19 protein-coding genes are annotated in these 21,240 nt (G+C 58.1%); 15 read left to right on the forward strand and 4 right to left on the reverse strand.

Going from position 1 to position 21,240, the window contains the following annotated elements; genetic code table 11:
* Window positions 1–9 precede the first annotated feature (9 nt).
* The 8 genes from Q1A20_RS10520 (at window position 10) to glnT (ending at window position 8,776) form a co-directional block, all read left to right on the forward strand.
* Window positions 10–1,701, forward strand: a complete 1,692-nt coding sequence (locus Q1A20_RS10520) for a flotillin domain-containing protein (protein ID WP_299407346.1) — start codon at window positions 10–12, stop codon at window positions 1,699–1,701.
* Between the two features lie 289 nt (window positions 1,702–1,990).
* Complete coding sequence (locus Q1A20_RS10525) at window positions 1,991–2,389, forward strand: GFA family protein (RefSeq protein ID WP_299916912.1); 399 nt, start codon at window positions 1,991–1,993, stop codon at window positions 2,387–2,389.
* A gap of 217 nt (window positions 2,390–2,606) precedes the next feature.
* Window positions 2,607–3,758, forward strand: coding sequence for a helix-turn-helix transcriptional regulator (locus Q1A20_RS10530; RefSeq protein ID WP_299407351.1), 1,152 nt, complete (start codon window positions 2,607–2,609; stop codon window positions 3,756–3,758).
* A gap of 79 nt (window positions 3,759–3,837) precedes the next feature.
* A complete protein-coding gene (locus tag Q1A20_RS10535) occupies window positions 3,838–4,470 on the forward strand; it encodes an XRE family transcriptional regulator (protein ID WP_299916913.1) in 633 nt (210 codons plus the stop codon).
* A 97-nt stretch (window positions 4,471–4,567) separates the two neighbouring features.
* Entirely contained in the window at window positions 4,568–5,440 is an 873-nt protein-coding gene (locus tag Q1A20_RS10540) for a glutamine amidotransferase family protein (RefSeq protein WP_299916914.1), read from the forward strand.
* A 3-nt stretch (window positions 5,441–5,443) separates the two neighbouring features.
* Entirely contained in the window at window positions 5,444–6,124 is a 681-nt protein-coding gene (locus Q1A20_RS10545) for a protein GlxC (RefSeq protein ID WP_299407358.1), read from the forward strand.
* Entirely contained in the window at window positions 6,124–7,452 is a 1,329-nt protein-coding gene (locus Q1A20_RS10550) for an FMN-binding glutamate synthase family protein (RefSeq protein ID WP_299407361.1), read from the forward strand. Before Q1A20_RS10545 ends, Q1A20_RS10550 begins: the two co-directional genes overlap by 1 nt.
* Window positions 7,453–7,468: 16 nt before the next feature.
* On the forward strand, window positions 7,469–8,776 hold the full coding sequence (gene glnT, locus Q1A20_RS10555) for a type III glutamate--ammonia ligase (protein ID WP_299407364.1): 1,308 nt from the start codon (window positions 7,469–7,471) through the stop codon (window positions 8,774–8,776).
* A gap of 196 nt (window positions 8,777–8,972) precedes the next feature.
* On the opposite strand, the gene Q1A20_RS10560 is transcribed toward glnT, so the two are convergent.
* Window positions 8,973–10,592 (reverse strand): EAL domain-containing protein, encoded by a 1,620-nt coding sequence (locus Q1A20_RS10560; protein WP_299916915.1) that lies wholly within the window; start codon window positions 10,590–10,592, stop codon window positions 8,973–8,975.
* Between the two features lie 302 nt (window positions 10,593–10,894).
* Between Q1A20_RS10560 and Q1A20_RS10565 the strand changes: the two genes are divergently transcribed.
* Window positions 10,895–11,101, forward strand: coding sequence for a hypothetical protein (locus tag Q1A20_RS10565; protein ID WP_299407369.1), 207 nt, complete (start codon window positions 10,895–10,897; stop codon window positions 11,099–11,101).
* A 244-nt stretch (window positions 11,102–11,345) separates the two neighbouring features.
* Here the strand turns inward: Q1A20_RS10565 and Q1A20_RS10570 are convergent, their stop codons facing one another.
* From Q1A20_RS10570 to Q1A20_RS10580, 3 genes are all read right to left on the reverse strand, one after another.
* Entirely contained in the window at window positions 11,346–13,655 is a 2,310-nt protein-coding gene (locus Q1A20_RS10570; protein ID WP_299916916.1) for a DUF6851 domain-containing protein, read from the reverse strand.
* Window positions 13,656–14,145: 490 nt separating this feature from the next.
* Window positions 14,146–14,601: a hypothetical protein gene (locus Q1A20_RS10575; RefSeq protein WP_299916917.1), complete on the reverse strand. Its 456-nt coding sequence runs from the start codon at window positions 14,599–14,601 to the stop codon at window positions 14,146–14,148.
* Window positions 14,598–15,674, reverse strand: coding sequence for a 2-oxoglutarate and iron-dependent oxygenase domain-containing protein (locus Q1A20_RS10580; protein WP_299916918.1), 1,077 nt, complete (start codon window positions 15,672–15,674; stop codon window positions 14,598–14,600). Before Q1A20_RS10580 ends, Q1A20_RS10575 begins: the two co-directional genes overlap by 4 nt.
* Before the next feature lie 279 nt (window positions 15,675–15,953).
* Between Q1A20_RS10580 and Q1A20_RS10585 the strand changes: the two genes are divergently transcribed.
* From Q1A20_RS10585 to Q1A20_RS10610, 6 genes are read left to right on the forward strand one after another with little or no spacing between them, the layout of a single operon-like run.
* Window positions 15,954–17,039 (forward strand): extracellular solute-binding protein, encoded by a 1,086-nt coding sequence (locus tag Q1A20_RS10585; RefSeq protein ID WP_299916919.1) that lies wholly within the window; start codon window positions 15,954–15,956, stop codon window positions 17,037–17,039.
* Between the two features lie 5 nt (window positions 17,040–17,044).
* A complete protein-coding gene (locus tag Q1A20_RS10590) occupies window positions 17,045–18,115 on the forward strand; it encodes an ABC transporter ATP-binding protein (RefSeq protein ID WP_299916920.1) in 1,071 nt (356 codons plus the stop codon).
* A complete protein-coding gene (locus tag Q1A20_RS10595; RefSeq protein WP_299916921.1) occupies window positions 18,112–19,095 on the forward strand; it encodes an ABC transporter permease in 984 nt (327 codons plus the stop codon). The genes Q1A20_RS10590 and Q1A20_RS10595 overlap by 4 nt, the downstream gene beginning before the upstream one ends.
* Complete coding sequence (locus tag Q1A20_RS10600) at window positions 19,092–19,889, forward strand: ABC transporter permease (RefSeq protein WP_299916922.1); 798 nt, start codon at window positions 19,092–19,094, stop codon at window positions 19,887–19,889. The genes Q1A20_RS10595 and Q1A20_RS10600 overlap by 4 nt, the downstream gene beginning before the upstream one ends.
* Before the next feature lie 12 nt (window positions 19,890–19,901).
* A complete protein-coding gene (locus Q1A20_RS10605; protein ID WP_299916923.1) occupies window positions 19,902–20,516 on the forward strand; it encodes a cysteine hydrolase in 615 nt (204 codons plus the stop codon).
* On the forward strand, window positions 20,513–21,235 hold the full coding sequence (locus tag Q1A20_RS10610; RefSeq protein ID WP_299916924.1) for a hypothetical protein: 723 nt from the start codon (window positions 20,513–20,515) through the stop codon (window positions 21,233–21,235). Before Q1A20_RS10605 ends, Q1A20_RS10610 begins: the two co-directional genes overlap by 4 nt.
* Window positions 21,236–21,240 lie beyond the last annotated feature (5 nt).

Below are 21,240 nucleotides of genomic sequence, written 5' to 3' on the forward strand. Positions count from 1 at the left end.
GAGATACTTATGGACCTCGTCACACTCGGTATAACTGTTGCCAGCATCATCGGCTTTTTGATTTTCGTGGGGCTGGTCCTGGGGCGTCTCTATCGGCGCGCGACACGCGAGGTGAGCCTGGTGAAAACCGGGGCGGGCGGCAAGAAGGTCATCATGGATGGCGGTACGATTGTGGTGCCTCTGCTGCACGAAATCAGCCCCGTGAATATGAAGACGCTGCGCCTTGAAGTTCAGCGGTCCCATGAGGGCGCTTTGATCACTAAGGACCGAATGCGTGTCGACGTGGGCGTCGAATTCTACGTCTCGGTCAATGCCACCGAAGAGGGCATCAGCCGCGCGGCGCAAACGCTTGGGGATCGGACCTTTTTCGTGGATCAGCTGCGGGAGATGATCGAAGGTAAACTCGTCGATGGTCTGCGCGCTGTTGCCGCGCAGATGACGATGGACGAGCTGCATGAGAACCGCGCTGAATTTGTGCAAGAGGTGCAAAATGCGGTGTCTGAGGACCTGCTGAAAAACGGTCTTGAGCTGGAATCCGTCTCGTTGACCGCCCTGGATCAGACCCCCTTTGAAGCGCTGGACGAGAACAACGCCTTTAACGCGGTGGGGATGCGCAAACTGGCCGAAGTCATTGCAACGTCAAAGAAAGAACGCGCGCAGATTGACGCGGATGCGGACGTATCGGTGCGCCGGGCTGCGATGGAAGCGGAACGTCTGAAGCTGAAGATTAACCAGGACGAACAGCAGGCCGCGATTGCCCAGCGTCAGGAAATTGCGACGCTTGAAGCGGCTCAGGAAGCCGAGATTGCGCGCCGTCAGGAAGACGCTGAGCGGGAGAAGGAACAGGCGCGGATCAAGCGAGAAGAAGCCATTCGCGCGGCGGATATCGAGCGGGAACGCGCGATCCGCGAAGCCGAGATTTCTCGGGACCGTGAATTGGAAGTGGCCGATCAGGAGCGCCAGATCATCATCGCGGTGAAATCGGAAGAGGAAAGCCGCGCGCGTGCGTCGGCGGACGAGGCCCGTGCCGAGGCCACAAAAGCCTCCGAAAGCATTGAGACCGTGCGCTCTGTTGCCACAGCTGAACGGGCGAAACAGATTGCGCTAATCGAAGCGGAGCGTGAAGCCGAGAGAGAGGCAACGCGTATCCGTCTGGCCGCTCAGGCCGATAAAGACGCCGCCCAGGACCGCGCGGAGGCGAAGCGGGAGGAAGCCCGTGCCGAAGCGGATGCACTGACAATTCGGGCGGATGCGAAGAAAGCCGACCTTTTGGCCGAGGCGGAAGGTCGCCGCGCCATCGTCGAGGCGGAAAATGCCATCGCGGAAGAGATCGTGAATATGAAAGTTGCGCTCGCACGCTTGGAGAAACTGCCCGAAATCGTGGCACAGATGGTCAAACCAGCCGAGAAGATCGACTCGATTAAGATCCACCACGTGGGCGGTATGAACGGCCTGCCGGGTGCTGAAGGGGCCGCCAATGGCGGCAAGGCTCCGGTCAATCAGGCGCTGGATTCCATCATGGGCATGGCGGTGCAGCTTCCTGCGTTGAAAAAACTGGGCCAGGAACTGGGTGTGTCGATGGAAAACGGCGTGGCTGGCCTCGCGGACAGCCTGTTGGAAAAAGAGGACGCATCTGTTCCCGCTGCCGAATTGTCGGCAGATGTATCGGAGCCCAAGACAGAAGAGCTTCCAGCGAAGTGAAGGTAAAGTCCCCCGGGGTTCTGAGCCCGGGGGATGGCACTTAGGTGCATCGTTTCTTCGACGCGCAAGGAACGACTTTCTCGACGGGCAAATTCAAGGCGATTGCTTTGCAGGGATGCGAGGACGTCGCCTTTTCCTGCCCGGTGCCGCACCACCCGTTCACCTTAGCCCACAACCCTCGATCGCCGCCACATGTCCCGACCCAACGCGCGGATATGACATTGCTTCCCGCCAAATGTTCACTTAATGTTCCATCGTATGATGATGTCCACAAGGGAGGTATATTGAGATGATCAATGGAAGCTGTTGCTGTGGGGCCGTCAAATTTGCGCTGCTGGCGGAACCTTCGATGATGGGGACATGTCACTGTTCCCGATGCCGCAAGGTTGGTGCCAGCGCCATCGTTTTTGTCAAAAGAACGGATCTGAAATGGCTTCAGGGCAAAGATCGCGTAACACGTTTTGCGCCGGTGGCCCCCTATATCTACGGTCGATGCTTTTGCGAAATCTGTGGCACATCTCTGGGTGAGATTTTGTCTGAAGACGACAGCTTTCCAATTGCGGCAAATGCCATCGACAGCGCGCTTGAAGTCCGGAACCAGTTTCATGAATTTGTCCGTGAAAAGCCGTCCTGGTACGAGATTTGCGACAACGCGAAACAGTTTGAAGGCCTCCCAGAGACGCCGTGATGTCTCAGCCTTAAAGGCCTTTGCCTGCAAAGCTCTCGCGGTGATCCGTCTCGGACCGGCGGCCAAAGGTCATGGATAATTCGATTTGGTCGATTGTCCGGACTGCATCAGACATCAGCCTGCCCATGAAAATATTTTTTGAAGAGACGGTCGATGATGGGCTAAGTATCAGGGGCATAGATTCAAAAATTTATCTGATCGAATGGGGCATACCCCGATGTTTGGTGCTCAGCAAAGCAAGGCTCTCGAACTGATTTATGACACGGCTGTGCGGCCCGGTGGTTGGCGCCGCGCGCTTGATCAGACGACGTCCATCGTCGGTGCGCGCGGGATCGCGCTGGTCATCCGGGGCCGGAACGCAGGCGCGCCTAACCTGACAATGATGAGCCAGGTCTACCTTGATTTCTCTCGAAAACCTTCAGGGTGGTATTACGGTGCTTTTCTGGCGCGACTTCAGGAAACGGATTGGGATGCGCTCCGGTCCTTTCCCGTGCACAAGGCCATTCCGGATACGGATGCGGGCCTAAGCGCGGATGAGCTTGATGTGCGCGCCGACTACAGATTTCTGCGAAAGCGCACCGGTGTTGCGCGCAGGGTCGGTGTGCGGCTCAATCCGGATGAAGTGTGGTTTGACGCGATGAGCATTGGATTTGACCGCTCGCTTAATCAAGCGCCGACGGGCCTTTCAGAGCAAATCAAACCGCTGCTCCCCCATTTCTCCAAGGCGATTGAGATGGGGAGGATGTTCACGCTGCTCAAGGCGCGGTACCGGGCCGCTTTGAGCGCGCTTGACCATGTGCAGGCCGGTCTTGTCATTGCGCTTCCAGGGGGCGCCATGATCGTTGAGAATGCCGAAGCGCAACGTATTTTTGACCTGTCGGACGGGCTGGCAAAAGGTCGGGACGGGTATCTATTCACGCAAGATGCAGATCTGACAAAACGCGTTCGCCTCGCGATTGAGGCCGCTGCGGGCACGGCGGATGGCACAGGGAATCAACACGAGGCACTATTCGCGATCCCGAGGCCGTCGGGGGAAACGCCAATCCTTCTGGAGGCCGCCCCGATCTCGGATGCCGGTGGCGAACTGGAAACAGGGCTACGCGGCGCGCTCATAACCCTGATTGACCCCAACCGGGCGCCCTATCTAAAGCTTGAAAGGTTTGCGGCGCTCTACAATCTGACGGCGGCGGAAACCGATGTGTGCCGTTGGGTGGCAGAAGGGGCTGGTATCCCGGAAATAGCGGATCGCAGGGGAACCTCTCCGACAACGACGAAAAACCAGATTGCCGCTGTCTTGTCCAAAACCGGTGTGCACAGCCGCGCGGAACTGATCCGTCTTGTCCTGCGCGTCCTGCCGCCCGTGGCCTGACGCCGTCGGCGCGGCGTTGGAAGAGGTGGAACAAGAACAGCATATTGAGTGATGCGATGTCATATGCGACGCTTCTTTGATGCCCGAAGAACTTCAGCAAAACCCACATAAGACCGCCGAATTCAGCGAGAATGACCTCCTGGTGGCGATTGGCCGACAAACGCGGGTGTTTCGCCGTCAGAAAGGTCTGACAATCTCGCAATTGGCCAGAGAAATGGGCGTCTCCAATGGCATGCTGTCCAAGATCGAAAACGGTCAGACAGCCGCGTCGTTACACACCCTTCAGGCCTTGTCGCAGGCCTTGAGTGTCCCGCTGACCTCCCTGTTTGCCGGGTTCGAAGAGACCCGCGAAGCGTCACACGTCAAGTCCGGCACGGGGATCGAAGCGGAGCGCGTGGGGACCCGCGCGGGGCATCAATACAGCCTTTTGGGCAATATCGCTGGATCCTCGGGCGTGACGGTGGAGCCCTATCTGATCTTGCTGACCGAAGAATCCGACGTGTTCCCGACTTTCCAACATGAGGGCATCGAATTCCTCTACATGCTCGAAGGCCAGCTGGCCTATCGCCATGGGCGCGAAAAATATCTGTTGGAACCCGGCGATAGCCTGATGTTCGATGCGGATGCGCCCCACGGGCCGGAACGCATGCTGAAGCTGCCGGCGCGCTACCTTTCGATCATTTGTTACCCCAAGGAAAATCGAGCTGAATAAAGTTCACTAGAGGAATAAAAAGTTCTTATCGAGAAACTTTTGATGTGCAGTATTGCAATTTTCTCTTAGCCTCGTTGCGATTGGATGAGGTGATGAAATGTGCGGCATTGTCGGGCTCTTTCTGAAGGATAAAGCGCTGGAAGGTGATCTGGGTCGCATGCTGACCGACATGCTGATCACCATGACGGACAGAGGCCCCGACAGCGCTGGCATCGCGGTGTATCGCGAGAACGACGCGCAACTGAAATTCACCGTGCAGTCGGCGGATCCGGACAGGTGTTTCGCGACATTGTCTGAGGTGTTGGGCGCAGATGTGATCCAGATCGACAGTCACGCGATTGTCTCCTGCGCGCTAGATCAGTCGGAGGCCCTGCGCGCCAGAATTCGCGCAATCGACGGGCTGCGCATTATGTCGGTGGGCGAGGCCATCGAGATCTACAAGGAAGTCGGTTTGCCGCAATCGGTCGCCGACCGATTTGACATTCCGCAGCTGCAGGGCAGCCATGGCATCGGGCACACGCGTATGGCGACGGAAAGTGCCGTGACAACGCTTGGCGCGCATCCGTTTTCGACCGGTCTTGACCAATGCCTGGTGCATAATGGCTCGCTATCCAACCACAATTCACTGCGGCGCAAACTTGGCAGGCAGGGGGTGCGCGTCGAGACTGAAAACGACACTGAAGTCGCCGCTGCCTACCTCACCTGGAAAATGCAGCAGGGCGCCAACCTCGGTGAGGCGCTGGAGGCCGGATTGCAGGACCTTGATGGGTTTTATACATTCGTTGTGGGTACAAAGACCGGCTTTGGCGTGTTGCGTGACCCCATCGCGTGCAAACCTGCCGTGCTCGCCGAAACGGATCAATATGTCGCGTTTGGCTCGGAATACCGGGCCTTGGTCAACCTGCCGGGCATCGACGCGGCACAGGTTTGGGAGCCTGAGCCCGCGACCGTCTATTTCTGGGAACATTGATGTATGGAAACACTCGATCTGTCTGCTCTCGATCTGCGCGCGGTTAATGCGACGCTTCAGGCCGTGGGCAAGGGCGCCAACACCGGGTTCGAGATCGCCAACCCGCGCGGCAGCCACGCGATTGCCGTTGGCCTCGATGCGCCCATCCAGGTCACCGTGAAAGGCTCGACCGGCTACTATTGTGCAGGCATGAACCAGCAGGCGACCGTGCGGGTTACCGGCTCTGTCGGCCCGGGCGTGGCGGAAAACATGATGTCGGGCAAGGTGGTGGTGGAAGGCAACGCCAGCCAATACGCCGGGGCTACGGCACATGGGGGGCTGCTGGTGATCAAGGGCGACGCATCCAGCCGTTGCGGCATTTCGATGAAGGGCGTGGATATTGTCGTGCATGGCAAAATTGGCCATATGAGCGCATTCATGGCGCAGGCGGGCAATCTGGTCGTGCTTGGCGATGCAGGTGATGCGCTGGGGGACAGTCTCTACGAGGCACGGATATTCGTGCGCGGCGCGGTGAAATCATTGGGGGCCGATTGTATTGAAAAGGAAATGCGGCCGGAGCATCTGGAGCTCCTCAAACATCTGCTGCGCGACGCCGAAGCGGATGCCGACCCAGGCGAATTTCGCCGATACGGTTCCGCGCGCAAGCTATATCATTTCGATGTCGACAATGCAGGAGCCTATTGATGGACAAGACCCCGCAGACGCATCCGGTCAAATCCGCGACTTTTGACGATTACACCACATCCTACATTCGCCGGGCGGCAGCGACGGGTATCTACGACATTCGCGGCGGGGGGGCAAAACGCAAGGTGCCGCATTTTGATGACCTGCTGTTTCTGGGGGCCTCAATGTCGCGCTATCCGCTCGAAGGGTACCGCGAGCGTTGCGACACCAGCGTCACGCTTGGCGACCGCTACGCCAAAAACCCAATTCAGCTGGACATTCCCATCACCATTGCCGGGATGAGCTTCGGATCCCTGTCCGGGCAGGCCAAGGAAGCGCTGGGGCGTGGCGCGAATGCTGCCGGAACCTCAACAACCACCGGAGATGGCGGTATGACCAAGGAGGAGCGCGGCCATTCCAAGACGCTGGTCTATCAATATCTGCCATCGCGCTACGGGATGAACCCCGACGATCTGCGTCAGGCGGATGCAATCGAGATCGTGGTCGGGCAGGGCGCGAAACCGGGCGGTGGGGGCATGCTGCTGGGGCAAAAGATTTCGGACCGGGTTGCGCAGATGCGCACATTGCCCGCGGGGATCGACCAGCGCTCCGCTTGTCGGCACCCGGATTGGACGGGGCCGGATGACCTTGAAATCAAGATACTGGAGCTGCGCGAAATCACCGGATGGCAGGTGCCGATCTACGTGAAAATCGGCGGCGCGCGACCTTATTTCGACACCACCCTGGCGGTCAAAGCGGGTGCGGATGTGGTCGTTCTGGATGGGATGCAGGGCGGAACGGCGGCAACGCAGGATGTCTTTATCGAACATGTCGGGCAACCGACGCTGGCCTGCATCCGGCCTGCGGTGCGTGCCCTTCAGGACATGGATATGCACCGCAAGGTGCAGCTTGTGCTGTCGGGTGGGATCAGGACGGGTGCCGATGTGGCAAAGGCGCTGGCGCTGGGGGCAGACGCCGTTTCCATAGGCACCGCGGCGTTGATCGCGATGGGGGACAATGATCCCGCGTTTGAAGAAGAGTACCGCAAGCTCGGCACCACCGCCGGCGCCTATGATGATTGGCACGAGGGACGGGACCCTGCCGGCATCACAACGCAGGATCCGGTGTTGGCCGCGCGTCTCGATCCGGTGATCGCGGGGCGTCGGCTCGCGAACTACCTCAAGGTCATGACGTTGGAGGCGCAGACCATCGCGCGCGCCTGCGGCAAAAGCCATGTGCTCAACCTCGAACCGGAGGACCTTTGTGCCCTGACGATCGAAGCGGCTGCCATGGCGGGCGTGCCCCTCGCGGGGACAAATTGGATACCGGGCGTGGGCGAAGCCCCTTAGATAGACGGAGACTGGCATGGGAAGTGATCTGGCAAAATTCGCGGCGGACAAGGGTGTTCGTTTCTTTCTGTTCAATTTCACCGATCTTTTCGGGGTGCAGCGTGCCAAGCTTGTGCCCGCCGAGGCCGTTGGGGAGATGCAGAAATCCGGCGCGGGTTTCGCGGGGTTTGCGAGTTGGCTGGACATGACACCGGCCCACCCCGATATGTTCGTGATGCCGGATGCTGCCTCCGTCATTCAACTGCCCTGGAAACCCGAAGTGGCCTGGGTTGCGGGCGATCCGTGGATGGACGGGGAACCGGTGGCACAAGCCCCGCGCAACGTTCTGAAGGCGCTGATTGCCCGTGCGGATGCGCTTGGGTTGAAGATGATGTCGGGGGTGGAGCCGGAGTTTCATTTAATTTCAGAAGACGGGGCGGAGATTTCAGACGCGCGGGATACCCAGGAAAAACCCTGCTATGATCAAAGCGCGCTGATGCGCCGGTATGATGTGATTTCTGAGATTTGCGCTACCATGATCACGCTGGGCTGGGCCCCCTATCAGAACGACCATGAAGACGCGAACGGTCAGTTCGAAATCAACTGGGATTTCGGCGATTGCCTGCAAACCGCAGATCAGCACGCGTTTTTTAAATTCATGGTCAAGGCGATTGCTGAAAAACACGGGCTGCGCGCGACATTCATGCCAAAGCCGTTCAGCAACTTGACGGGCAACGGATGTCACGTGCACCACTCGCTTTGGACGCCGGACGCGAAGTCATGCGTGTTTGCTGATGACACCGATGAAATGGGCCTGTCTGAGACAGCCTATCATTTTCTTGGCGGGCTGATGGCACATGGAGCGGCGATGTGCGCGATCACGAACCCCACGGTCAATAGCTACAAGCGGATCAACGCACCCGCTACGCTGTCCGGCGCGACATGGTCCCCGTCATCTGTGACTTATGGCGGCAATAACCGCACCCATATGGTGCGCATCCCGGATGCCGGTCGTCTTGAATTCCGCCTCGCGGATGGCGCGGCCAACCCCTATCTGCTGCAAGCGGTTTTGCTGGCGGCGGGGCTGGATGGCATTGACCGGAAACTGGACCCTGGGAAACGGTTGGATATCGATATGTACACCGAAGGGCACAAGGTGCGCGGCGCGAAGAAGCTGCCGCTGAACATGCTGGATGCCCTTCGCGAATTCCAAAAGAACAAAGCACTGACAGGGGCGATGGGCCCGGCCTTCTCGAAGGCTTATGTGAAACTGCGCACGCGGGAATGGAACCAGTTCACGCACCACCTGACCGATTGGGAGAGGGAAAACGCATTGGACTGCTGACGCGGTCAGGTGTCCAAGTGACCCCTGATCTGCAGATCACGAAAGGGGGTGAAAGCGTCATTGGGGCTCAGTGTCATATCAATATACGGAGCCATCAGTATTCAAAGATCACCCTTTGCAAGAGCGGCAAAGCCTGATCCGGATTAAGGTCGGCATCAGTGTTTTACGAAACCTGACACCTCAGTGACAGCGCCAGTCACCCCGTATCCCCCAGGTGATCTGGTGTCTCGAAACCTTCAACGCTTGGATCGATCTGTCGGCCTGACCACTTTGATTCCAACAACCAAGATACCTGTTCCGCTGGTACCGCCCGCTCAAAAAGGAACCCCTGCCCAAGTGAGCAATCCAGCGATTGCAGATACCCGAGGTCATCGGCAGATTCGATCCCTTCCGCCGTCACATCCAGCTCAAGACCGTTTGCCAGCGCCATGATGCCGGACACGATTTTCTGATTTTGCGGTTCCGCTGCGATATTGGTCACGAAGCTCCGATCAATCTTGATACGGTCAAACGGCAGTTGCCGAAGACTGGCGAGACTCGAATAACCCGTGCCAAAATCGTCCAGTGCGACGGCAACGCCGAGTTCTTTCAGGGCGTCCAGCTTGGTCCTTGCCACCCCGAAGTCGTGAATGACAGAGCTTTCCGTTACTTCGATGGTTAGGCGTTTTGCGTCAAAGTTGCATTCGATCAGAATCTCTTCGATTTGTTCGACCAGCCGTGGGTCATGGAATTGGAATGGCGAGACATTGAACGAAATGGAGAGCCCTGGATCCCATTGCGCGGCGGCCAAGCAGGCTTGCCGCAAAATGCTCAGCCCAAGTACGCCAATCTGGCCGCTGTCTTCGGCAAGTTCAATAAAAACGCTGGGCGGGATCTGGCCACGTGTCTTGTGGTTCCAGCGGGCCAGAACCTCGAAACCGATCAGGGTCTTTGTCTCGATTTGGATGATGGGCTGAAACCAGGGCTGAATTTCAGATTTGACGATGGCCTCGCGCAGGTCCGCTTCGATTTCCGCCCGTTCATGGGATTGATGATCCAATTCCGCATCATACCAGGCAAATTGCCCTCTTCCGTGATCTTTAGCGGTGTAGAGGGCTTTGTCAGCCCGCCGGATCGCTTCGGAACACGAGGCCTTTGAATCCCAATTCACCAGACCGATGCTGCAGCTGATGAAAATCTGATTTTGCTCAAAGCTGACGGCGGTTTCCATGGCGTGTAAAAGTCGCCGGGCCGCGCGCTCCGCCTGAAAGGAATCTGTCGTCTTGTCAAAGATGACGGCAAACTCATCGCCCCCCAAGCGCGCAACGATGCTGCCCGCACCGGCTTCAGCTTTCAGCCGTTGGGCGACACAGCGCAGCGTTTCGTCACCCGCAGCGTGGCCGTGCAGATCGTTCACGGGCTTGAACCGATCCAGGTCAATGATTGCGATAATGCGACCGGTCGATGGGGTGACTTCAGCTTTGATCTCTTCCAGCGCCGCAGAGAATGCGCGCCGGTTCATCAAACCGGTGAGTGGGTCGTGCCGTGCGTTCTGCTCCGCCCGCTGGCGTTGAAAATCACGTTCTCCCATAAGTTTTTTCAGCTTTTTCCACTGGAAGAAAATTGAGAAAATCAGGGCGATTGTCAGGTTGACGATCAGCAGGGCAAACTCATCAAGGTCCCAGTCTTCGTGCGCACGGCTGTAGTCATAAAAACGTTCGAATAACTCCATTTCCGCCATCGCTGGCCAACAGATTACAGCGGATAGGAAAAAGAGTGCTGTTACTGCGTGATCTCGCATGAAGCGGGGCAGTGAAAAGGATGAAACGACCGCCATGGTAAACTCTCTCAGGTCAAAAAACTGTTGGGTAGATTATTGGGTCGTGGCTCTACAGCCGGTAAATCAGGCACGACAATCCCGTTTCATTTTTACTAAACGGCGCGGGTATTTGCTAAGGTGACCGTACCTTCCGCTTTCGACATATGGCGTAATCGGGCAGCGTTTTAATTGGTACGCGGCGTCGAAATTCTCCTTGCCAATGGGCATTTCTTCAGCAATCGGCGCCCGCAGGCCAAGGTTTTCTCTGATCCGCACCGGCGTTAACCATATGTTCGCAAATCAGAAACAACATGATTTCTATGAAATATGTATGGAAAATCACGCTGCGCCGCGCATTGAAGAGTGGCGACAGACAGCAGGGCTATGCGCTTGCGGGCAGCATGGGCGAAGCTTTGGAACTGGCAGGCGCTCCTGATGCGATCGCCGTGCCACAACCCGGAAAAGCATGGCAGGGACCGGAAGGCGCGAATTTTTTCTGGTACGAATGGCAACACTCGACAGCTTGAAATGCATCCATGATGTCGATGAGGTTTGAGCAAAGGGTTTCAGTCTACTGCGCGGCGCATTGTCAGACGCACCGGGAGGGTCTGGCGCTCACTTTCGCGTTTCTGCTGCGAACACGCCGAACGTGAAGTGGGCGCGACGCCGTTTCCACTTATGCCCAATGATCACATGCGCGCGCCGCGACATGCTGTTTTCCGTTTGCCTCGATGCGCACTAAATATGCACATCAAGGCGGAGCCCTCCGGCCTAGACAATGAGCTCATCGATTAACAACACGTTTTGATCGATGTTCAAGGCACCTGCCTCCACACCGTTGAGCAGGGCAATCTCCTCCCCATCGACTTCAACCATGACTTTGGGGCCCACACCGATAAAGGAGATCTGCGCTTCGGGCGAGAAGCCAACGAGATGCAATTGATCTTCTGCAGCATTGAAATCCGTGACCGTATCGAAACCGGTTTCACCGAAATTGAAGATGAAATTGTCCGCATCACGACCGCCCTGCAGCGTGTCGAATCCATCACCCCCTGACAGGTTATCCTGTCCGCTTCCCCCTTTGAGCCCGTCGTCGCCCGATCCGCCAAGCAGCGTGTCATCCCCACGACCGCCGGCTATTTCATCATCGTCATGCCCGCCAAGCAGCGTATCATTCCCGCGCTTTCCAAGCAGATGATCATTTCCGGCACCGCCCTCGGCGCGGTCATCGCCGAGACCGCCGTTCAGATGATCGTCGCCCTCGCCGCCGCGCATCGTGTCGTCCTCCCCGCCGCCAAAGAGATGATCGTCTCCGGTGCCACCCTCCATCAGGTCGTCGCCCCGCCCGCCATGGAGCATGTCGTCATCTGCGCCGCCTAACAACGTGTCCGCGCCGCCGTCGCCTCGCAGTTCGTCCTCATCTGATCCGCCGTCCAGCAGATCATTGCCCTGGCGTCCCCGCTGCAGGTCGTCGCCAGATCCGCCCTCGACAATGTCGTCGCCCCGACCGCCCTTCACGGTGTCATCGCCTGCGCCCGCGATGGTCAGGCCGCCCCCATTGCCGGTAGAAATCATATCGTCCCCGCCGCGGGTAAAGAGCGCCTCCCAGCGGATTTCGGCATTTGCAGCCACCTTTTTACCGACCTCCAGACCGTTGAGGTTTCCATCCTGGATGTGGATGCCGCCATAGATGCGGGAGATGCCGGCCTCTTCCGCCGCCTCGGTGAGCGTTTCCCATTGCAGGACCACCGGGTGGCCGTTGCCGAAATCCTCAAAAGCCAGCTCACTCGTTTCATAGCGACCCAGCAAGTCGAGGCCCGCGAACCCGTCGAGATCGTAATTGCTGAGCGACGTGCCGTCGTAATAGCTGTCTGATCCGACAAAGCTGGCGATGGTTTTTGCCGCAGCCATTGAAAAGGTCGAATGACCCGAGACATATTCAGGGAAGGGCGGTGTCACAAAGGTGACATTCTGATAGGGCTGCCATTCCTGACTAAGGATCTGTTGCGTGCCCTGGTTGACGCCGCCCCATGCCTCTATGGTCTGGTCGTAATAGAGGTCGCGGATGGCGGATTGTGGGCGCACATAATCGTGGACATACTTCGCTTCCCACGTGGCAATCCCGGCGTCAAAGACTGCTGCATTGAGGGCAAAAAACATCTTGGCGTCTTCGTCGATGCCGTGCCCCTCGCGCAGGGCGATGTCCTGGGCGATCTGGTTCCAGTGGCCAGGAGGGGATTCGGTGCGTGGACCATCGGCCCAAAGCTCTGCAATCACCTTCTGTTCATCGGTCAGATTGGCCGAGGTTGCGATCACGTCGTTGATCTGATCGCGATATGCCTGGTCATTGGTCGTCACTTTTCCGGTACCATCGACGTAGGGCGAGAAATCTCCCAGTTGCGGTGGCGCGTCGGGGCGGAATTGATCGTTTGCGGCGAGCGCAAAGCTGTCGACAGATCCCCAATGCGGGGTGAGCGCGACCTGATCCACATAGCTGCCTGGATCATTGTCATCGATGATCGGAATGCCGTTCGCGTCTTTGACGGTGCCTGTCGGGACGCGCAGTGGCTGCCAGTGGTTGGGGTCGAAATTCGCGCCACCGGGCACCCGGCCTGTGTTCGGATCGGCCGAATTCACCGGGGCGTAACCGCTGCTGTCGGCAAAATCGTTCTGCGCGTTTGATCCATCGTCGGTGCGTGCGTCAAAGACACTCTGCGCGGCCAGAGTGCCCACGCCCGCAGCGGTGTTGGTGGTGAGGGAGGCGTCCGCGGGATCGTAGCCCAAGTGCGACATGAACCCATCGAACAGGGCAATCTGTCCCGGAAAGAGTTCGATTAGGGCGGCGTAAGCGGCAAAGCTGACAGCGGCGGATTTATTGGTATCCGTATTGGCGAGGCCCGTTTCGATTTCCGAATAGTGACCATAGGCCTCGGGATCGAAAGCCGCCCAGGCATCGTATATCGCGGCGCTTGCGATGTGCAGTTGGTAGGTGGTGGCGGTGGGTTTCGCGCTGCCTTCGCGGATCGCTTCGAGGGTGACTTCGTTCCATTGCGCGACAATAGATTGCTGTTGAACAGTCATCGTTAAATCTCCAATAAAAATGTCTTCGTGCTAAAATGTGGAACAAGGGTACCACCAATGCCGCGATATCCAAACAACCCATTGATCTATCAGGGCTCTTGGTCGGTGCGATGATGGCGCATCCGGAGCCTAGCGTGTGGGTGGCGATGAGATCGCTTAATTTATCGGCATGGGTTGCGAAAACGCGTCAAACCTGAATGCGGATCACGAAAGCGCGCTGAAATCTGTGTAATTTCAGCATGTTGAGAGCCATTTCTTATCCAATGAAACACCCTGATAGCGGGCATCACTCCACCAGACCGGGTAACCCTTGGGAAAACTCCCCAGATGACAGCTTAGGGCTGCATAATTCTTTGGCACTTACCTGCCTTAGAAAAAATCTGCAGATCAGCCTCCGATGATCGACAATTGGGGTCATTTTTTCTAGCGTTTTACCAAATACGATTGGTTTTGAAGGTGTAGACTGTTGTGCCGTCGCCGTTCTGGTCGGCTAAAGGCTTGCGTTGCTTTGGACCCGTAATTTGTAGTCGGACGGCAATTTCCGCGTCAGCCAGCCGGTGTAGAGCGGCCCAAATTCGGCAAGCAGCGCGCGCCGATCAGGCCGGTCAACGATCCAGTATGTCGCCAGCCCCGATCCGCGCTTGCCCATATCGGGGCTGAAGTAAGCACACCCAAGATAGGTTGTTTCCGCATCCCGGATGACCCAGGCAAAGGATCTTTTGGCGGTGAACTCTCGATGGTGCCAGTGCAGGTCGGTCGCGTTATAGGATCTGGTCAACCCATCCGGCCAGGTCGGGCCAAAGAGGCCACGCAAAACATCGGCAGATCGGGTGACTTCGCGAAAGTCTTCGTCGAGATCATCGACCGTCAGGATGTCCATTTGGAAAGCGCCCAAGGGAAAGGACGTCAGGAATTCCAGGGTTTCGAAATCCGGATGCGGCGTCATTCCGCGGCGGTTTTGGCGACCCGTTTGAACGGGTTTTCCTCGGGGACATCGTAATCCAGTTTCAACACCCCCTTGGCGCGCGCGTCGGCCATGTAGCGAAAGGCGTTGACGGACATGCGCATCAAATGCTCGCCCGCTTTCAGCGGCGGGTATTTTGCGATGGTCTCCGCAGTGCGGAACTTTTCCAGGGGCTCAACGATGGCGTGGTAGTCGAGGCCGAAGAACAGCGGCAAGGAATAGCGCTCGCGCCCGATGTTGTTCACCCGGTGCTGGGTCGATTTGAATTGCCCGCCGGACCAGGTCTCGAAAATGTCGCCGATGTTGACGATGAAACAGCCCGGGATGGGGGGTGCCTCGATCCAGACGTCATCGGCGTTCATCACCTGCAGGCCCGGACCGCCCTGCAGCAGAATGGTGAAACATTCGAAGTCCGAATGCGCCGCGATGCCAACCAGATCCTTGGTCGCATCCATGTCGTTTTCAACGTAGCGCAACAGGCGCAATTGCGAGGTCGGGTTGGTGATGTGTTGGGTCAGCTCCGCCGGATCGACACCCAGTTCCAGCGCCAGCGTGTCCAGCAGCGTCAGGCCGAGAGAGAAGATTTCATCGTAGTAAGAGGACACCGTCTCCTTCCAGCCGGGGATGTCCGGCCAGATGTTCGGGCCCGTCATGCGCCAGTTTGCCAGATAGTCTGGATGATCGGCGGGCGCCTCAAACGACATGTCCCAGGCTTCGTTGAAATTGATCTGTTTGGGGAAGGACGCGCCGTTTTCTTCCAGCGGCACATACCCGCGATGATGGGTCGTGAAACCGGACCAGTATTTCATCTTATAACTGCGCGGCATTTCGTGAAATGCCTTGGAGGCCGCAAAGACGTCGTCAATCAGAGCCTGCGACACGCCATGCTGGGTGATGTAGAAAAAGCCGGAGGTCCGGGCAGCGTCCCCCAGCGTGTTTGCAACCTTGACCCGGTCGCTAGGATCACCGGTCCGCAGCCCGGACAAATCAATGACCGGCAGGTTCGCTTCTTCTATTTTCACGGCCTTCAGTTCGGCATCCTTTACATCGCTCATGGCTGGGCTCCTGCTGTGCGTCGCTTGAGCGTCAACGACATCGAGCGGGTCACGCAAGCGCCGTATCCGAATATCTGCGCACCTGATGCCACTGCCTAAAAACTGCCCGGCACAAACAATTCGGCGCTGAAAAATTAACCATTTGCCGAAAGGCCCCGCACGTTCTGTCAGATTGTTTGACTCGCAGAACGGGTCCTTTGTCCAATCGATGCAAGAGCGCTCAAATGCCGACATGCTGGCCAATTGAGCGACGCAGATAATTAAAACAGGGGATTTAACATGACAAAAATCAATCGCCGCGCGCTATTGAAATCCACCGCCGGTGCTAGCGGGTTGGCACTGGCTGGCAGCATGCTGGGCACACCTTTGATCGCGCAGACGCGCAGCCTCAAGGTGGGTTCTTACGGCGGCTATTTCGAGGACAGCTTCAAATCCTTCGTCTATCCCGCCTTCACCGAAGCCACCGGCATCGAGATCGAAAGCGTGACCCAGCCCAATTCCTCCGACTGGCTGGTCACCATGCAGCAAGCCACAGCTGCGGGCACCGTTCCGGCGGATGTGTCGCTTTATGCACGTGATGCCTTGATCAAGGCCTCGCGCATCGGCGGGTTGTTGGCGCCGCTGGAGACCAAGAACATGAAGGCGTCTGAAAACCTTGATGGGTATTTCGTGTTCGAGGACACAACCGGCGTGATCGGTGTGGGGGCGATGTCTTGGTTCACCTCGATGGTCATAAACCCGGAATATGTTGAGACCCCGCCCGCCAGTTGGGCGGAGTTCTGGGACACCGGCCAGTATGAATCGAGCCTGGGCATCTCCAAACTGCACAACTCTAACTTCCTCGATATTGTCGCGGCCACATTCTTTGAGGGCGAGGCCACATTCGCCAGCAACGATGGGATCGTGGCATTGGTTGAGAAGGCGCGGGAACTGAAGGCCAATACCGCGCTTTGGTGGTCTGCGGAAAGCCAGATGGAGCAGGCCATGAAGAACGGCGATGTGATCGGCGGCATGTATTACCATGACGTCGCCCAGCTGATGGCGGCAGATGGCTTCTCCATCCTGTCCCACTTCCCCAAAGAGGGCAATCCGCAGGGCTACGGCTCATGGTGTCTGTCCACCCTGTCGGAGAAAAAGGCCGAGGCCGAGGAATTCATCAACTTCTCCTCGGATCCCGCCACGCAGGCGCTGATGTCGCGCATGATCGGCACCGCACCTTTGGTCGATAAATCCAAGACCGACCTGACGGATGAGGAGTTTGCTGCCGTCTCCGGCACCCCGGCCATCCAACCGGCCTATGAGGCCTATTTGGATAACGAGACCTTCATTAAGGAAACCTGGGATACGATGCTGGGCACCAGCTGATTCCGATGAGCGACCTTATCCTGAGGGGCATTCGCAAGGACTACGGTAAGGTGCGCGCTGTCGAAGGCGTTGACCTTACCTTTACACATGGTGAGCTGACAGCACTGCTTGGCCCCTCCGGATGCGGCAAAACCACCCTGTTGCGGATGATTGCGGGGCTTGAAGATCCAACAGTCGGGAGCCTGCGTCTGGGCGGTACCGATCTGACAGATGTCCCGGCGCACAAGCGCAAATTCGGAATGGTGTTTCAGAACTTTGCCCTCTTTCCGCATCTCAACGTGCGCGAAAACGTGTGTTACGCATTGATCATCGATGGCGTGCCGAAAGCCAGGGCGCATGAAAAAGCGCATGAACTTCTCGACCTTGTGCAGCTTGGCACCTTTGCCGACCGCCGGATTGGTGCCTTGTCGGGTGGCCAGCGCCAGCGGGTGGCCATCGCACGCGCGCTCGCCCAGGAGCCGGAGATCTTCTTGCTGGACGAGCCAATGTCGGCGCTTGATGCCAATCTGCGCGAAGCGATGCAGGTGGAATTGCGCATGCTGCAACAGCGCCTTGGCATCACCACGATTGTTGTGACCCATGATCAGCGCGAGGCGATGACCATGGCCGACAAGATCGTCGTGATGTCGAGCGGGCGTGTCGAGCAATTCGGCCCTCCCCAGGACATTTATCACAAACCGCAAAACGCATTTGTCGCCGATTTTATTGGCCGCGCGAATTTTTTCGATGGTGTCATCCGCAACAAGACCATAGAGGCGGCGGCGTTCAATTTAGAGGCGGCGACGTTGAATTTCACCGAAGGGGCGCCGGTGCGCGTCGCTGTGCGACCCGAACAGGTGCATCTGGATGGCACCTTGCCGCAAGGCAACAGGGTACCCGCGCAGGTGACATTTGTGCGGGATGTGGGGGCCACGCGCGACATTCACCTCGAAACACCACTTGGCAGGTTGATCGTCGAATACGCGCTTGGTGAAAAAGCCCGCGCCTACGCACTTGGCGAAGAGGTCGAAGTACACTTGCCGCCCAAGGCCTTGTACGTCTATCCGGCCGCTGACCCCATTCCGAGTGCGGCGTGACCAGTATCGAAACGCCATCTACGCTGGAGCCAGAGGTGGTGGCCCTGAAGCCGCCCAGAATAACCCCCTCATTCAACACGCTTTTGCTGTGGGCGCTGATCTGCATTTTTTGCGTTGTGCCCTTCTTGCTGGTTCTCGCGATCTCCTTTGGACAAAAGATCGAAGGGGCGGCGTGGGAATGGGCCTTCACTGGGGACAATTACATACGTTTCTTTGTCGGTGCCGATTGGCCGCAAAGCACCACCTTTCTCTATCTCAATCGGCTCTGGTACTCGCTCTACTACGCGGTCATCGCCTCCTGTATCGCGGTGATCACGGCCTTTCCCTTCACGTATTTCATGACCCGGATGTCGCGGGCCGCACAAAGCCGCTGGCTGGTCTTTCTGCTGGCCACCATGTCGCTCTCCGAGGTCTTCATCGTGATGGGGTGGGACATTCTGCTATCCAACCGCTCTGGTCTGCCGATGCTCCTGCGCGAGACCGGCGTGACGGCCTGGCTGAAGGACGTGGGCTGGTTCACCCAGCTGCGCGAATGGGGGCTGGCCAACCCGCGTGACGTCAAATTCAAAACATCGGAATTCGCCACCATCCTGACCATGTCCTATCTGGTCTGGCCCTATGCGGTGATCCTGCTCTACCCCGCACTGTCCCGACTGGATCAATCGATGGTCGAGGCCGCGCGCACTATGGGCGCGGGTCCGTGGACGGTGGTGCGCACCGTTGTCCTGCCCACCGTGCGGATGCCCCTGATCGGGACGCTCTTTCTGCTCTTTGTTTTCCTGCTGGGCACCTATGTTTCCGTCACCGTCTTTGCCGATCCGTCGAAGCAGACACTGGCGATCTCGGTCTATGAGGCGGTGCGCGGCTCAACGCTGAACGCGCCCTTTGGGGCGGCTCAGGCGATGATCCTCCTGGTGACGGGGGCCGTTTGCCTGCTCTTGGGGCAACAGTTGGTCAACCGGACAGGAGCGCGCGCATGAAAACGCTCAGCACCCTCTTCATGGGTCTTGCCGCGATTGTCGTCCTGTTGCCCATCGTGGTGGTCAGTGCCGCGGCACTGAACGGCGGGCGGTCAATGCTGTTCCCGCCGCAGGATCCGACCCTCAGCCGGTTCGCCGAGTTCTTTCTGACAGAGCCGGTCTGGCGGACAGCGATGTTTCACTCGGCCATCATCGCAATTGGCAGCGCGGCGCTTGCGGTTCTGATTGCCTGGCCACTGGCCTATGGGCTTTGGAAAAAGGGGGGCAAGGCTTCGAAGGTTCTCGCTGGCCTCGGCGCGATGCCTTTTGCCCTGCCACCGATTGTATTTGGCGTTGGCTTGGGGTTTTTCTGGGGTTTTTCCGGTGGTTTGGGCGCGATCTGGTCGGGCATTGTCAGCCATGCGGTACTGTTTCTGGCCCTGCCGCTGGTCACCATTTCCATCGGCCTGCAATCCATCGACCGAGCCCATCTTGATGCGGCGGCGACCATGGGCGCGACCGAAAAAGTGATCTTCCGCACCATCATCCTACCGCAGATGGTGCCTTACACCGCATCCGGTTTTTTCTTCGCGCTGGTGCTCAGTTTCAACGAATTTATCGTCATGTTCTTCGTGTCGAGCTCGGCCTATTCGACCGTGACGTTGCAAATCTTCAACTCGCTGCGCAACGGTTTTACGCCAACCATGGCGGTGGCCGCGATCACCTTTATCCTCGTGTCCATCGCCGTCTTTTCCCTTGTCGCCCGCTTCGGCGACCTGCCGCGCCTGATGGGGGCGGATCAATCCAAATCCTGAAGGAGACCAGATATGCCACGCCAACCCACGCTTGTCGGAAATGCTGTTCTGATGGTGATCGACATCCAGAAAGGCGCCTTCCTTGATGGGGACGGTGGTATCCCACATATGCCGGGCTACACCGAAAACATGACACGGGCGCGGCAGGTGATCGATGCTGCTCATGACACGGACGTCCCCGTCATCTTCTTTCAGGAAATCCACCGCCGGGACGGGATCGATTATGGCCGCGAGCTGGATGGGTCAGAAGGCATCCATTGTATGGAGGGCGATCCTGGCACCCCTGTCGCCGCCGTGGAAATGGACATGCGCGACACGGATTACTTCGTGCACAAGCGCCGCTATTCGGTGTTTTTCGGGACTGAAACGGAGATCCTGCTCAAAGGTCTCAAGGCCGAAACGCTGATCCTGATTGGCGGCATGACCGACGTTTGCGTGCATTACTCTTTCGTCGATGGGCATCAGCATGACTATTACTGCCGCGTCGTGGCCGACAGTGTGGGCGGTACGTCGCCTGAGGCGCATCAGGCCTCCCTGAATGCGATGGAATATCTGCAGGCCGGGGCCGTCATCAGCACCGAAGATATCGTTGCCGCCCTGCGCGGAAAGAACCAGGCGGCTGCATGATTGGTGCCGCTGATCTCCAGGGCCACTGGCAGCGCGACTGGATAAAAGCGCCGGGATTTGAAGATCACACAACCCGCGTGCATTGGATGCAGGCGGGGGCGCTTTTCGCCGACATCCGCGTTCCGTTGGACAGGCCTGATCTGACCGGGCGCGATTGTCTCGCCGACCTGACGCAGCCTGAACTGGCGCAATTGCTGGCCGCCGAAGGGTTCGCCGGTACCATTACGGTCGCGGAAAATCGCTGCACATGGCATCGCGAGATCAATTGGCACGGGGAGCCGGACATCAACGATGTCGGGCTCATGTCGTTTGAGGGCGGCGCGTTGATCGAGGATGGGGTTCTGGCAGAATACCGCGAGCTATGGCGACGCGCGCCGAATGAAAAGCTGCGCGGCCACCGCCTGACATTTGGGGATCAGCGGGCCGTGTTGATTGAAAACCACAGCGTTTTTCTGGTTGCGGTCGGTCCGGTGCCGCAAGGAAACACCACCGCATTGGTCGCACATCTGCAGACCGGTGATGCCTCTCCTGGGGTGCTCCGGCAGCATTTTGAAAGCACCTACTGCATGGGGTATTGGGACGGCGAAAGTGGTGTTGCCGAGTTGGCGACCAACCCGTTTTGCGAAGGTCGGGCGGTTTTACAACGCGGCTCGGCGTTCCATTGGTCCGGCCCCACTTTTGATGGCGAGACCCAAGCGCAAGTTCTCAGAGCAGCCTAGACGAC

It is taken from the genome of uncultured Roseobacter sp., assembly GCF_947501835.1.
Classification (GTDB): Bacteria; Pseudomonadota; Alphaproteobacteria; order Rhodobacterales; family Rhodobacteraceae; genus Roseobacter.

Coding starts and splice junctions, on each gene's coding strand:
- Q1A20_RS10520 (WP_299407346.1), top strand. CDS start 10: ATGGACCTCGTCACACTCGGTATAACTGTTGCCAGCATCATCGGCTTT.
- Q1A20_RS10525 (WP_299916912.1), top strand. CDS start 1,991: ATGATCAATGGAAGCTGTTGCTGTGGGGCCGTCAAATTTGCGCTGCTG.
- Q1A20_RS10530 (WP_299407351.1), top strand. CDS start 2,607: ATGTTTGGTGCTCAGCAAAGCAAGGCTCTCGAACTGATTTATGACACG.
- Q1A20_RS10535 (WP_299916913.1), top strand. CDS start 3,838: ATGCCCGAAGAACTTCAGCAAAACCCACATAAGACCGCCGAATTCAGC.
- Q1A20_RS10540 (WP_299916914.1), top strand. CDS start 4,568: ATGTGCGGCATTGTCGGGCTCTTTCTGAAGGATAAAGCGCTGGAAGGT.
- Q1A20_RS10545 (WP_299407358.1), top strand. CDS start 5,444: ATGGAAACACTCGATCTGTCTGCTCTCGATCTGCGCGCGGTTAATGCG.
- Q1A20_RS10550 (WP_299407361.1), top strand. CDS start 6,124: ATGGACAAGACCCCGCAGACGCATCCGGTCAAATCCGCGACTTTTGAC.
- glnT (WP_299407364.1), top strand. CDS start 7,469: ATGGGAAGTGATCTGGCAAAATTCGCGGCGGACAAGGGTGTTCGTTTC.
- Q1A20_RS10560 (WP_299916915.1), bottom strand. CDS start 10,592: ATGGCGGTCGTTTCATCCTTTTCACTGCCCCGCTTCATGCGAGATCAC.
- Q1A20_RS10565 (WP_299407369.1), top strand. CDS start 10,895: ATGAAATATGTATGGAAAATCACGCTGCGCCGCGCATTGAAGAGTGGC.
- Q1A20_RS10570 (WP_299916916.1), bottom strand. CDS start 13,655: ATGACTGTTCAACAGCAATCTATTGTCGCGCAATGGAACGAAGTCACC.
- Q1A20_RS10575 (WP_299916917.1), bottom strand. CDS start 14,601: ATGACGCCGCATCCGGATTTCGAAACCCTGGAATTCCTGACGTCCTTT.
- Q1A20_RS10580 (WP_299916918.1), bottom strand. CDS start 15,674: ATGAGCGATGTAAAGGATGCCGAACTGAAGGCCGTGAAAATAGAAGAA.
- Q1A20_RS10585 (WP_299916919.1), top strand. CDS start 15,954: ATGACAAAAATCAATCGCCGCGCGCTATTGAAATCCACCGCCGGTGCT.
- Q1A20_RS10590 (WP_299916920.1), top strand. CDS start 17,045: ATGAGCGACCTTATCCTGAGGGGCATTCGCAAGGACTACGGTAAGGTG.
- Q1A20_RS10600 (WP_299916922.1), top strand. CDS start 19,092: ATGAAAACGCTCAGCACCCTCTTCATGGGTCTTGCCGCGATTGTCGTC.
- Q1A20_RS10605 (WP_299916923.1), top strand. CDS start 19,902: ATGCCACGCCAACCCACGCTTGTCGGAAATGCTGTTCTGATGGTGATC.
- Q1A20_RS10610 (WP_299916924.1), top strand. CDS start 20,513: ATGATTGGTGCCGCTGATCTCCAGGGCCACTGGCAGCGCGACTGGATA.